Annotated in this window: 10 protein-coding genes and 1 tRNA gene; 7 read left to right on the top strand and 4 right to left on the bottom strand. The window is 26.7% G+C overall.

Annotation, left to right across the window (positions count from 1 at the left end; translation table 11 throughout):
• The 4 genes from ACZYT4_RS08885 to ACZYT4_RS08900 all read left to right on the top strand — a co-directional run.
• Window positions 1–507, top strand: a 507-nt coding sequence (locus tag ACZYT4_RS08885) for a hypothetical protein (RefSeq protein ID WP_463784796.1), incomplete at its 5' end; no start/stop codon positions are given.
• Between the two features lie 472 nt (window positions 508–979).
• Window positions 980–1,336, top strand: coding sequence for a hypothetical protein (locus ACZYT4_RS08890; protein WP_463784800.1), 357 nt, complete (start codon window positions 980–982; stop codon window positions 1,334–1,336).
• 1,395 nt (window positions 1,337–2,731) lie between these two features.
• Window positions 2,732–4,846, top strand: a complete 2,115-nt coding sequence (locus ACZYT4_RS08895; RefSeq protein WP_463784803.1) for an ATP-binding cassette domain-containing protein — start codon at window positions 2,732–2,734, stop codon at window positions 4,844–4,846.
• Window positions 4,833–6,569: an ABC transporter ATP-binding protein/permease gene (locus ACZYT4_RS08900; RefSeq protein ID WP_463784805.1), complete on the top strand. Its 1,737-nt coding sequence runs from the start codon at window positions 4,833–4,835 to the stop codon at window positions 6,567–6,569. The genes ACZYT4_RS08895 and ACZYT4_RS08900 overlap by 14 nt, the downstream gene beginning before the upstream one ends.
• Window positions 6,570–6,913: 344 nt before the next feature.
• Here the strand turns inward: ACZYT4_RS08900 and ACZYT4_RS08905 are convergent.
• Window positions 6,914–6,987: transfer RNA gene (locus ACZYT4_RS08905), tRNA-Gly, on the bottom strand.
• A gap of 770 nt (window positions 6,988–7,757) precedes the next feature.
• Here ACZYT4_RS08905 and ACZYT4_RS08910 point away from each other — a divergent pair.
• Both ACZYT4_RS08910 and ACZYT4_RS08915 read left to right on the top strand, forming a co-directional pair.
• Window positions 7,758–8,198 carry a hypothetical protein gene (locus tag ACZYT4_RS08910; RefSeq protein WP_463784807.1) on the top strand — a complete coding sequence of 147 codons (441 nt, stop codon included), beginning with the start codon at window positions 7,758–7,760 and terminating at the stop codon, window positions 8,196–8,198.
• Between the two features lie 12 nt (window positions 8,199–8,210).
• Window positions 8,211–8,966 carry a hypothetical protein gene (locus tag ACZYT4_RS08915; RefSeq protein ID WP_463784809.1) on the top strand — a complete coding sequence of 252 codons (756 nt, stop codon included), beginning with the start codon at window positions 8,211–8,213 and terminating at the stop codon, window positions 8,964–8,966.
• Window positions 8,967–9,166: 200 nt separating this feature from the next.
• Here the strand turns inward: ACZYT4_RS08915 and ACZYT4_RS08920 are convergent, their stop codons facing one another.
• On the bottom strand, window positions 9,167–9,499 hold the full coding sequence (locus ACZYT4_RS08920; RefSeq protein WP_463784811.1) for a hypothetical protein: 333 nt from the start codon (window positions 9,497–9,499) through the stop codon (window positions 9,167–9,169).
• A gap of 621 nt (window positions 9,500–10,120) precedes the next feature.
• Window positions 10,121–10,330: a hypothetical protein gene (locus ACZYT4_RS08925; protein ID WP_463784813.1), complete on the bottom strand. Its 210-nt coding sequence runs from the start codon at window positions 10,328–10,330 to the stop codon at window positions 10,121–10,123.
• A 144-nt stretch (window positions 10,331–10,474) separates the two neighbouring features.
• Here ACZYT4_RS08925 and ACZYT4_RS08930 point away from each other — a divergent pair, with 144 nt between their 5' ends.
• Window positions 10,475–11,371, top strand: a complete 897-nt coding sequence (locus tag ACZYT4_RS08930; protein ID WP_463784817.1) for a hypothetical protein — start codon at window positions 10,475–10,477, stop codon at window positions 11,369–11,371.
• A 95-nt stretch (window positions 11,372–11,466) separates the two neighbouring features.
• Here the strand turns inward: ACZYT4_RS08930 and ACZYT4_RS08935 are convergent, their stop codons facing one another.
• Window positions 11,467–12,120, bottom strand: a complete 654-nt coding sequence (locus ACZYT4_RS08935; RefSeq protein ID WP_463784820.1) for a helix-turn-helix domain-containing protein — start codon at window positions 12,118–12,120, stop codon at window positions 11,467–11,469.
• Window positions 12,121–12,304: the final 184 nt, after the last annotated feature.

Here is a 12,304-nt window from a genome sequence, read left to right on the forward strand (position 1 = left end):
AAAATGAGTAAGAAGAAAAGAATCGTGTTAATTATTGTAGGAACTGTTATAGCAGTGAGTGGCTTATTGTTTTATTGGGACCATCAGGTTGTAACACCAACACAAGAACTTGATGAAAGTTTAAGGTATGAATTGGCACATATGGATGATGAATATGTCGAATATGATTTTGCGACAGTATCTTATAGATTATTTCAAATCAATGAATCTAAAAATAAAGCGGATATATATGGAATGTTTTATATTGAACAGTATAAAAATGATAATGAATTTCCAGAAAGTGGTTATTTTGATTATATGAAAGTCACATTAAAGAAAGAAAATGATAAGTACACATTGGATAAAGTTTGGGTTCCTGAAGATGGTGATCAATATCAAACATCATTATTAAAGAATTTTCCTATCAATACATGGAGTCGTATATTATGGACAGGAGATAGATATAGAATTGAAATTGCTGAAGAAGGTAAACAGCAATATGAAGAGTATATAACTCAACAACAATAAAATACTATTGATTTAACATTAGAAAATATTCAAATCTTTTCTAATGTTATTATTTTTGAAATAAGAAATCATATTTTATCTATTATAAGGTAGGTATATCACTCATTTTAAGTGTTTATTGTCATAAATTTTCTTGATGTAACTTGACTTTCTAACCTACCTGATGGGAGCATTGAAGTTGTTATGTCAATCATGAGAAGTCTTTATGAATTTAATTCATAAGTCAAATTATGCAAATATATCGTTATATATTATTAAATATGTAGACTTTGTATCATGTTCATAAATATTTATATTGGATGTGTTAAAATTTTAAAGCATAAAATATTTATATGGTATAATTAAGTAAAGATATAGTATGGTAAATAAAAAAAATTGTTTGATTGATTATATATGATTGTGAATCGTTAAAATATGAGGTAGGAAATAAATATGGTTTTCAATAATGCATTTATTTAATATAGAAGGAAAAGTGAACATTATGAAAAAAGAAATTATTTTAAAGACATGTCTGTTGTCTCTTGCCTTATTTAACATTCCACCTATTATTAATATTATTGGCGGAGAGAGTTGGTCATTTTTACTTTTTTTGGATTTGTGGTTTGTTAATCTTCTTTATTGTTTGATATGTCCATTTTACCTTGGTTATAAACATCATGTAACTTGGATGGCTGTTCCTGCAACATCACTTTTGTTTATATTAACGATGTTAATATTCCAATATGAAGAAGTTATTATGATATATTCAGGTTCTTTCTATTTTTATATCTTCTTTTCTATTATTGGTGTAGCATCTGGTTATTACATTGGGAAAATAAAGAATAAATAATATTTTATCTTTTCTACAAAAGAGAAATTTTTAAATCTGTTTTCTAAGTAACGAAATCAATTATTTAAAATATTAACAGTCAAAAGGAAGTACAGTGTCTAAAAAAGGAGGATATTTAATTCAATGTATTGATGTCTTTGACTTTCATTGAATAAAAAAATATGAAATTATTATTAAAATTAATACTCTTTGTTTTTATCTTTTTACTTTATTTTGGATTTGTCAGGATTATAATCAACGATTTTGTTCCTACAATTGCTATGGGAAATATAGTTTCCATTTGTTCCTTGTTGGTTTATATAGTCATAGTTCTACCTATAACATTGGTTTTACTAAGAAAAATTGAAGAATTTAAATGAAAAAGAAATACAACAAAACAATCTTGTTGTTGTATTGGTTGCTTTATTTACAAAATGTGAAGAAGGAATATTCATATATTTTAACTACTGTAGTTTTTTTAGTTGACTGAGTGTATAGCTAAATAAAAGTATATGTGACTTATCTAAAAATAAAAGAAACAATAAAATATTACAGTGTCAGTGTATAGAAAGATTGATTTTAATGATTTTATATATTCTATTAGAAGTTATATTGTTAATTCTTATTTTGGTTATAATAAAAATACTTTACACGAGAAAAGAAAATAGATTGTTTTCTCGTGTCATAAATGTATTATTGGCTTTATGGGTTCTTTTGTTGGTTATAGAGTATTTTGTAAGTAATCATGCTGGTTTGTCTTGGGAATTGGATAATTCTACATTGATTGGTATATAATACCTATACACAATTAGTAGCCGTAGTTTTATTTGCCGCTTACTGGTTTGTCATACACGTAAAAAGAAAGTGAATTGTTGGCATGTATTTTAGAACATATTTAATATGTTTAATAGATTTAAAAAATGTTTCTTATGAAAATAGTAGCAAAAGCTCATTGTTGAGTATATGCTACTATTTTCGTTTTTTTGTAAGTAATATATCAAGATACTTTTTCATTATTTTTGGTGTTATTTTGGTGACATAGTCTTATATTCATTTATCAATATAACCATTTTAGCAATCATACTTGTGCCTATTCCACTTCGATTCCACATATAACTGTTAAAATAAATACAGAAAAAGGTTATATATTAGATTGTTAAATATTGATGTCAGTACATTATCAAATCAAACTCATATTGTTATTTTATGGTCTATCAATTATCATAAAAGCTATTTTAAATGGAAAAAGACAACTTTATTAACTCAATCTAAACAATACAATCGCAAATGAAAACACATTCTTATCACTTTACTTTTAAAAATATTAAATAAACTGGTTTACCCTTACACTATCAACATCTTATAAGAAAGTTACTTTTCTTTATAATACATACTAAGAAAAAGGAGTTTGATATAATGATACGAATTGAAGAATTGAGCTTCAGCTATAAGAATCATATTATATTTGATAATACTTTTTTTCAAGCCAATATAGGTTGTTTGACAGTTATTAAAGGTGAGAGTGGAAGTGGAAAAACAACATTATTAGATATTATTGCATTAAAACATGGAAATGTTTTCAATACTTATTATAATGATGCCCCTATTCAAGATGATGACTATCTCAGTCAATTATATTATATGACTCAAGAACCCCTATTTTGTGATTCTTTAAAGATGAAAGAACAATGGGACATATTAATTAAAAACTATGGGCATGATTCTCAATTAAGCCATTATATTTCTTCACTTGGTTTAGATGATATTCAAAATTTATATCCTGCTCAGCTTTCAGGAGGTGAAAAACTGAGAGCTGCACTTATTCAAATCTTTATTATCAAACCTCAAATTGTCTTGATGGATGAGCCAACTGCATCATTGAATATTGAATACAAAATAAAATTATTAGAATTACTTCAAAGTCTAAAAAAAGATTGTCATATCATTATAGCAACACATGACTCATATATTATTGATCATGCTGATGTGCTATATACAATAGACAATCATAATTTAGTCCTACAAGATAAAATAGTAGATAATAATGCGATTTCCCAAATTAAAAATAGAGAGATTTTATTCAAGAAAAATTGGCTTAATATTTTTATAAAAATGAAAAAACACCATATTTTTAAGGAGACCATAACACTTTTCTTGATGTCATTTGCCGTAACGCTTTGTGCTTTTTCTGTCAATGTAGATAATGGATTCTTTCGCTCTTTTGAAACAAATTTGGAAACACTTGAAAACAGAAACATATTGGTTTACAAAGGATTGGATCAAAACAGTCCAGGATTTGATGGAAATATGGAAAATGCAACATATTTTCCGATAACATCATCAGAACTCGCTATGATTCAGGATATATCAAATATTGTGTCATTGTCACCAAAAATTATTTTGCATAGTCATATTGATGAGGGAGTATCAGAAAGTTATCCATACATGCAAATTATTAAGGATGATCAAATCATTTATGATTATCAGGATACCATTGATAAAGAATTGAAGGAAAATAATCTGAATTTTTTTACACTAGTTATTGATGGGATGAGTAATCAAGAAAAAGGAAAATATGTATCTGAATCTCTTCAAGATTATGAAGAAAATGGCATTTATTTAACGAAACAATTCATGATAAGATGTGGCTTGACGATAGAAGATTTAAAAGATGCATCTATTAAAATGAATATTGCATTACCCATGTATGATGTTTCTGGCAAGATGCAAATGATTGGAAGTGTTGCAAGTGGTGAAGAAATAAGTGAGGATGAATTTCTTCCGGCAAATTATATTGAATGTACTTCTAGAGAATTCGTTTTACCTATATTAGGAGTAGTCGAACGTGATTTGGAAGGAGCTTTGACACAACAGGATGCAACTTTCTATATGGATGAAAAACAGTTAGAAAAGATAGCCCAGTCATGTATACCTACAGAAGGAAAATCTGTCTATTTGAAGGACAGCGAAGATGAGTATGTAGAAACTCATTCATTGGAAGATGCTGACTTGGTTGAAGTCTATACACCATGGCAACCAAATGCATACATTGTTGAGGTTGATAAAACTGAACATGTTGAAGCTGTTGTAGATGAACTGGAGTCAAAAGGGCTGACAGTTGACTGGAGATACAATGATTATAAACTGATAGCTGAATCTATGAAGAATACTCAAACGACACTTTATTTTATAAGTATAGCTTCGGTTATTTTTGTAACCTTTATTTATGGAATTATTCATTTTATTAAAGGAAAGGATGAAAAAAATCTCAATCAATGGTTAAGGAGCATATGGTATATTCAAAAGAAAGATATATTAAAGATTAAAATCCAAAAATATTTCATTAATGCTCTTTTGTTAGTGATAATTTCTTATATTATGCTTTGGGTAGTTGTACTTATATCTACATATGTTTATTATCAGCCATATATTATAGATTTCAATTCATTGCTGGTCATCTTTACAGTTACATTCATTATACAGTTAGTACTACCAATGTCATGGGAGGTGTTGTCAAATGATGAGACTTGAAGATATCAATATTGTCTTTGATAAGCCATTATTTGTTCATCAAAATATAGAAATCAAAGATCATTGTTTGACATTGATAGCTGGTGAAAGTGGTTGTGGTAAGACAACGCTTCTTTATCAGATAGGGCTTATTAATTACTCAGGAAAGAATGCTAAATATTGGATTGATGGTATAGATATAACATCATTTTCTATGCATAAGAAAACACTTTTTAGAAGATATAATATCGCTTTTGTTTTTCAAAACTATATGTTATATGAGCATTTTAATGTATATGAAAACTTATGCTATTATGCAGCATTGTCAAACAAATCATTGAATAAAGAAGCAGCTAGAGAATATTTAAATAAGGTTCATCTGGATATCTTGCTGGATAAACCACTCTATACACTATCCGGTGGACAAAAACAGCGCTTAGCAATAGCGTGTGCGCTTATCAAAGATGCACCTATCTTAATATTAGATGAACCAACGAGTGCATTGGACGAGAAAAATGCTGTTTCAATATTTCAGGTTCTTAAGGAAATAAGCCAAGAAAAAACTGTTATTGTGACAAGTCATAATCAGATAGCTTATGACTATTGTGATGAAATCATTGAAATTAAAAATGGAAACATTCATAAAATAAAAGAAACTCAAGATAAAAAGCGAGAAAGTATTATTCATCAAAAGAATTCATCACATATTTCATGGCAGACATATCGTTTTTATATAAAAAGACAATTTCATTTTTCAAGAAGGATGAAGTATTTATTGATATTAGCTCACTTGGTTATTCTGCTGTTTTGTTTTGGGACAGTCTATGTCACGAACCAATCTATTCAGGAGAACCAGAATATGATTTCTTCAAAGGATCCAGGATGGATGTATGTTGAAGGGATTAAGAAAGATGAACTATCATCTAAGGCAATCATGGCATCTTATCCATTTTATGATGTGTCATTGTTTGTACTGAACGATTTGTATCCGGTTATTCCATATTATCCTGAGGAAAATATCACAAATAAGATTTGGTTTAGAATGGATATTACTGATAATGACGGATTTTATTTTAGTAACTCGCTATATACAAGTATTAAATATCTTGTAGCACCAACAAGCGAAATGTCTTTTTTGAATATATCAAATGGAAAAGAAGTTTCTCTTTTTTATAAAGGAATATTGCTGCAGGGAGTTGAGAGTGAGCTGATTGATTCTAAGAAGTTTATTTATATGCCTCAAGAATTAATTGAAAATCAATTGAATCCTCAGCAAATTAATGGATATGTTGTGTTTTGTAATTCATATCAGAACTATGTCCAAACAAAAGAAAACTTGGAGAAGTCAGGTTATAAAATTATCACATATCATCAATTTGACAGCATAACAGAGTATGTAGAAAGATTGAACGATATTCAACAGAATCTTATTATTGGAATTCTTGTTTTAGGCTGCATTATTCTTATGCTTATGTATTGTTCGTATATTCAAAGTAGAGAGAAGGAATTATCACTACTTAAATGCATGGGATTGACTACACTTAATATTGTTACGTTAGTATGTTCTGAATTGATTTTGATGAATATTGTTGGATTGTTTATTGTATTTATCTTGGCAAATCTGTTTATTCAAGACTTTTATCAATATATCTTTTTCGTTGAAACAGCTATTTTGCTTGTTAATATCTTGCTCATTATCTTTATGATAAAGAGAATGCAGCCAATCAAGGTATTTAGAAATTAAATAGATATCAATTATATATAGGATATATTTTTGTAATTCAAATAATTGTAGGACATCTTAAAAATATTGAACTGAATTCGTTAAATTCTATTTTGGAACAAGATATTAATTTGCTATTCTTAACGCTTTAAAAATAGTATAAGCCTAGATTAGAATTAGGAAGATTGATAAAATAAAATAATTTGGTGGTTTTATATTTAAAATATAAAAAAATCTATACTCTTGAGGAAAGTATAGAAACAATTTTGAAACCAAATGGACTAATAAAACAAAAAATATTTATATAAATTTTGTGTTTGAAAATACAAAAAAAAGCCCTTAAAATAAGGACTTTACTGTTTCAATGGAGCGGGTGATGGGAATCGAACCCACGTAGTCAGCTTGGAAGGCTGAAGTTCTACCATTGAACTACACCCGCATACTCTGGGGCGGTCGATGGGAGCATGTCAATGCATAAAAGATAATAAAAAATACTGTATTTAAGCCATTTTAAAAGTATATCAAAGTATAATTTTATATACCAAGATATACTTTTTTATCATTTTTGGTGTTATTTTGGTGATTTTACAGATATCCTTATATTTTCTGATTGAATTTATATTTATTTAGTCTCATTTTAATGGTGACGATAGATAGGTAATATCTATTATATTTTTCATATCTTTGATGCGAAAGAATGTAATTTCTTTTTCGAATTTTAAAAAAATATATATCTGTACTATATGTTACAGGTTTCATATTAGCTCTTGAATTATTTACTATTACTTTTGATTTTTTTAAGATTTGTCTTTTTGTTATGTGACAGTACCCTCTTTGAATTGATAAAAGAGATAGCAAAGAGATGTTTAGAATTCATCAAAAACTCAAATTTCTTGAAGATACTAAAAAGTGATAGCAAGAAACTGATTATGATAGAATGATTTCAAGTTTTTTCGAAATACAAAAATAGAATTAATAAATTAGATTGTAATGATTAGAAAAACTTTTAAATGTTTCTTTCAACTATAATGTTTAACCTATGCTTTATAAGATTATTTGATTAATCAATATTTCAAATAGAAATTTACTTAAAATTAATTTTTACTTAACTATATTAGAAAGAAAAAAATTTTATTATCGCCTATACTCATAATAGGTAAGCTTACTATTTTTGAAAAATAAACTATTTTAAGGGGCGAAAGGATATTCATGCAACCAAAGGGAATTATGAAATCTGTTTTTATGATATTATCTATTATCTTTGCATTAGTAGTAGTTGTACAAAATATATCATTTAATAATGAAATAAAAATGTATGAAAATTTTTGGGGTATTAAGTTGCCATCAAAATATGAATGCATTTATAAATGGAATAATCAAGATTCTTTTCATGGAGAAGGTATAAGATATTCCAAATATCAAATATTAGAAAATAATTCAAGTATATTTACTGATTATAGTTGTACAAAAAACAATAAATTAGAAAGTTCTATTATTAGTCTAATGGCAAGTTATGATATTTCGGAGAAACAAAAAATTGATTTCAATTCATCATATTGTTGGAAATATTTGAAGCAAGAACAAGATAGTTTATTAATTATTTATTCTTTAAATACGAAAAATTTGTTTTTGATACAAAATACAGAATAAAGGAGAAAATTGATGAAAACCAGACTTAAATCAGTATTGATTTTAACTTTAACTATGATTTTAACTTTGTCGCTTAATCAGGTATATGCGTTGGAATCAAAAGATATGGATAGCTCATATAATATCGTTGAATTGGTTCAAGAAGATTTAGAAAAGCAAAATACAACTATTTTAGATCAATTAAATGAACAGCTACAAAATTATAAATATTTATTAAATTCAGAAAAAAATGAGGAAAGAAAACTACAATTAAAAGAATTGATATTAAATACGGAAATTATAATTCAAGATTTTAATGAATCTCAATCAGATAAAGCAAGAACTGTAATTCAAGTTCCTTTTGCAGCTGAAGTTGGTGCGGTTATAGCTTATTTTAATGCAAAAGGATATAAATTATCTTCTGAATTACTTACACATGCTCGAAATAATAAAACTGTCGATTCTTCATATACACCGTACTATGGATATCATGTTCAGGCATCACCAGTATTTCGAAAAATAGCTAATGGAACAAGTACTAAAGGTTCAGCGACTTTTCCTAATAGTTCAAGTAATACTAAAATAGCTGACTGTTATTATGCAATACATAAATTTAATTATACTAAATCTAGCTCTTCAAGTAATATTGTAAGAATTACAGATAGATATGACTTTGCACCAGGTGACTATAGTGGTATTGCAAATATAGCTGTTAATGCAATGTATAATGCTCAATTATACGGTACAATTAAACCTTTTTATACAAAAATTACTTGTTCGAATGATTGATAGCTAATAATAGCTTTATCTCGCATAAGAAAAACTAATTATATTAGATTTTCTTATGCGATAGTTTTAGAATGATTTGTTCTTAGATAGTTAAATTAGTATGTAGTGTAGTATTGCTATTATTTTAGTATTGAACTAATTTTTAAATTCAGCATATAAAACAAAGCCAATTTAAGCAAAATCTTAAATTGGCTTTATATTTATAAAGATACAAATTTTATTTTATAAGTTATTTTTTTAGGAATAAACTTTTCAACATACTTAATATCGTGATCTTTTTCATCATATGTAATGACGACTTCTTTAACGTTTTCAAATCCACTGGCTTCTATTCTGAATATTTCAAAATATAAAACATTGGTTATGTACATATCTTCATTAATAAATACTTCAGTCCATGAATCTCTATTTAATTCTGTATTATAAATGAACCTTGAATATTTTCCAATGTTCTTTTTTATGTATATCAAAAAATCTACAAATGTAAAAGTATTTCCAAAACATTTTTTATATGTATATCCATCAGATGTCATTACGCTTATTATTAATGGATTAGGAACATTAAAAATAATAGTATAATTATGTGTATTTAAATAACATAAATAACGAAGTGTTGTCAGAGAATAATCTTCATCAACATCATCTTTCAGAATGTTAAAAAGAATACCTTCTTTTGATTGATTAAGATATTTTGATAATTTGTTAAGGATTGATTCTATTGGGTAAGCTATTCTCCCATTTTGTTATCTATGACATTTCCATAACCAATCTTTGAATCTATAGACAATTGACGGAAAGATATATCCTTTTCTTCTCTTAATTTAACTTTAATGAATAATTGAACCAGAAAATTCATTCAATATAAAACATCTAAAGAAGTCATGTTTGAAATATTACTTACATAAGATGTTGCACTTGATTTGACCAATTATCCATTTAAAATATTATAAATTTAGTATATTAAACAAAAAAAGCCCTTAAAATAAGGACTTTACTGTTTCAATGGGGCGGTCGATGGGAGCATGTCAATGCATAAAAGATAATAAAAAACACTGTATTCAAGCCATTTTAAAAGTATATCAAAGTATAATTTTATACTAAGATATACTTTTTTATCGTTTTTGGTGTTATTTTGGTGACATAATTATTTGTATCTATTTTAATTTAGATAAAATCAAGAAGCCGAAAAGAATAATCAAAAAGATAATAAGAATTTGTCCACTTAAAATATAACCAATTACATAGTTATAGTTATCTCCAAGCATTATGCTTACAAAACTTTTAGCTATTGGAATAGCAATTGAAAAAACTATGAAAATAGACAAAATAATCTTAACGATTATATTTTCAAATATTTTTTTCATTGGCGACCCTCCTTTTTATTTTTTATAAAAATACTGTATATTTAAATTATAACATATTTATAAAATAAGATATAGACTAATCATTTATCAAATTATGTTGTATAATAATTTTAGCAATAGAATATAACAGAAAGAAGGGAGATCATGAAAAGAAAATCTATTGAAAAGTTTGGGAAAATAATAATATCTATGTTTTTATGCATGTTTTTAATACCTATTTGTCCTATCTACGCTTTAGAAGACGAAAATATGTTGAATTCAATCCCTAACACTGAGCAACATTATGAAACAAGTGAATATGGGGCTATTCTAGCTAAACTAAAATCAATAGAAAGCCAACAAATTGCAAGAAAAAAATATAATAGTAATGAACTAAGAAATATCTTTCAGGAACGAGAAAATTATCACAATTATATTTATGAATTAAAAGAAAAAACTACAGATGAATTACTTGAAATGAATTTCAATAATACACAGATTAATGCTATAAAAAATTTTGATGGTTCAGATGAAAAAGCTTTATTAGCATCGGCATATGTATCTGCTACTCTAAAATTAACAAAATTTAATTATACATCAAGTACTAATAGAACGAATGCCTCTGCTACTTTTTCTGGAAAATGGGTAGGTACACCATTATATAAAATGCAAGATACTACTGCAATTGGAATGATTGGTTCTTTATCCCGTTTTGTAAAACAAAGTTCATCAAATGCTATTACACACGCTGATGGTAGTGTTGTTCGTAATACAAAGAGTGAGTATCATTCATCAGCCGGTCAATCTTACAAATTTGGTATAGCAAATATAAATGGAAAAATCATAAAAAGCTTTACTATGACTTATACTGCTGCCGCTGATGGAAAAAACACATTAATGGATTATGGTGCAGTTTACGCTCATTTCAAGGAAACGTTTTCACCTACTGGTGTTAGTGTAGGTGTAAGTGGATCTGGTGCAAGCATTGGTATAAGTTTTACCATCAAGTATTCACATGATTTAGAGTGGAAACATATATATCCACAATCCTCTTACATTTAACATTTTAAATTGTATATTATTTCCCAGACAGAAACCAGTGTTTAAAACTCACACTGGTTTTTTATATTAATTATAAATTTAAAAATATTAATAATTCAGTTCTTCTTAAAATACATTTTATAACTCATTCTTTGAGGAATATATTTTTCAACATATTTAACATCGTGATCTTTTTCATCATATGTAATGACAACTTCTTTAACGTTTTCAAATCCACTGGTTTCTATTCTGAATATTTCAAAATACAAAACATTAGTTATGTACATATCTTCATTAATAAATACTTCAGTCCATGAATCTCTATCTAGTTTTGTATGAAAATGAACCCTGAGCATTGACCAATGCTCTTTTTTTATACGTGACCATGAATCTACAATTGTAAAAGTATTTCCAGAGCGTTTTTTATACGCATATCCATCAAAAATCATGACTCCCGTTCTCAAATGATTTGGAACATTGGGTTTAATTGCTATTGTATAATTATGTGTGTTTAAATAACATAAGTAACGAAGTGATGTCAAAGAATAATCTTCATCAACATCATCTTTCAAAATATCAAAAAGAATATCTTCTTTTGGTTGATTAAGATATTTTGATAATTTGCTTAGAATAGAATCAGTTGGATAAGCTATTCGTCCATTTTTAATATCCATGATATTTCCATAACTGATTTTTGAATCTATGGATAACTGACGAAAAGATATATCCTTTTCTTCTCTTAATTTATGTATATATGTTGTTATTGACATGAATGTTCACCTCGTAAATATTATACATTATTTTTATAAATAAGTATTGCGAAATTCATAATATACTAAAATTTATATAAATATCTGTTGCAATAATCATATATAATGGTATAATAAAGTCGTGGTAAGTATTATATGTATTTGATGTTATAAAAAATATATATTTTATGTACCAACAACGAAA

This window comes from Massilimicrobiota sp. mt181 (genome assembly GCF_055420065.1).

Excerpts from the sequence above, each read along its gene's own strand:
- ACZYT4_RS08895 (WP_463784803.1), top strand. The coding sequence starts at position 2,732 with ATGATACGAATTGAAGAATTGAGCTTCAGCTATAAGAATCATATTATA.
- ACZYT4_RS08900 (WP_463784805.1), top strand. The coding sequence starts at position 4,833 with ATGATGAGACTTGAAGATATCAATATTGTCTTTGATAAGCCATTATTT.
- ACZYT4_RS08910 (WP_463784807.1), top strand. The coding sequence starts at position 7,758 with ATGCAACCAAAGGGAATTATGAAATCTGTTTTTATGATATTATCTATT.
- ACZYT4_RS08915 (WP_463784809.1), top strand. The coding sequence starts at position 8,211 with ATGAAAACCAGACTTAAATCAGTATTGATTTTAACTTTAACTATGATT.
- ACZYT4_RS08920 (WP_463784811.1), bottom strand. The coding sequence starts at position 9,499 with ATGACATCTGATGGATATACATATAAAAAATGTTTTGGAAATACTTTT.
- ACZYT4_RS08925 (WP_463784813.1), bottom strand. The coding sequence starts at position 10,330 with ATGAAAAAAATATTTGAAAATATAATCGTTAAGATTATTTTGTCTATT.
- ACZYT4_RS08930 (WP_463784817.1), top strand. The coding sequence starts at position 10,475 with ATGAAAAGAAAATCTATTGAAAAGTTTGGGAAAATAATAATATCTATG.
- ACZYT4_RS08935 (WP_463784820.1), bottom strand. The coding sequence starts at position 12,120 with ATGTCAATAACAACATATATACATAAATTAAGAGAAGAAAAGGATATA.